General features: G+C 33.4%; 1 protein-coding gene and 1 pseudogene. Both read left to right on the top strand.

Annotation, left to right across the window (positions count from 1 at the left end; all coding sequences use genetic code 11):
- Positions 1-204, top strand: a pseudogene (locus EAE90_RS23280) (VENN motif pre-toxin domain-containing protein); the annotation flags it as partial.
- Positions 205-206: 2 nt separating this feature from the next.
- Complete coding sequence (locus EAE90_RS23275; RefSeq protein ID WP_214055456.1) at positions 207-758, top strand: immunity 42 family protein; 552 nt, start codon at positions 207-209, stop codon at positions 756-758.
- Positions 759-812 lie beyond the last annotated feature (54 nt).

The following is an 812-nucleotide window of genomic DNA, read 5'->3' as shown; positions in this document are numbered from 1 at the left end:
GTCGAATTGTTTAGCAATTCAGTTACAAGTGGTAAAAAAAGATACGCATTGGATAGTGATGGTAATGTACATCAATTTACCAATACTAATGATGGTACGTGGCATTGGTCCGGTAGCACAGGTGATAAAAGTGCGGCATTAAGCAAGAGCGACGTTCCATCAGACGTTAAAAAGAAACTTGGTTTACCAGGAAAATGGAGATAATTATGATTTTTGGTGATCCAAATCATTTTGCCATACTTATAGAGTATTTATCTGATTGGAGTACAGAAAATGGATATAGAAATGGCTTATTTCATTTTTGTATAGATGGAAAACTGTATCCAAATAGTGCGAAAGTAGCAACATTAGGAGGAGATATCCTGTGTTTATCTGATGGGAATGCTTTGGTATTACCTGTTGAAAATAATAATATTTTTAATATGGAAAAAAAAGAGGCTTACTTCTCTATGTTAAAAACAATGTTGCCTGAACGGGCTGAACCAGGGAAAGAAGTATCAGACGATTTTGTTACTTCTTACAAATATCAAGCATCTACATATAATTTAGAAAATGACTGTTGTTATGTTTTTGCTGTATCTAATGGCGGTATGATAAGAATCTTAGGTGCAAAACTGAGTGTTTTAAATGGTAATGATGATGTTGGATATCATTGGGAGGAAATACTAAAGCCACATATTACTGATATTATTTTAGAAAAAGAAACAGTGAAAAACATTGTCACTTCGACAATAAATTATTATTACTGCCTAAAGTAAAATCCCATCCATGTGAACTGTACCCCAAATGTTAGACAATCATCCGGCATTTAA

Origin of the sequence: Photorhabdus caribbeanensis (genome assembly GCF_018448885.1) — a bacterium.
Classification (GTDB): domain Bacteria; phylum Pseudomonadota; class Gammaproteobacteria; order Enterobacterales; family Enterobacteriaceae; genus Photorhabdus; species Photorhabdus caribbeanensis.
Note: the sequence above shows the minus strand (reverse complement) of the source record. Positions and strands in the feature narration are given on the sequence as shown.

What these genes read in the sequence shown, in the direction of transcription:
- EAE90_RS23275 (WP_214055456.1), top strand. Translation starts at nt 207, where the DNA reads ATGATTTTTGGTGATCCAAATCATTTTGCCATACTTATAGAGTATTTA.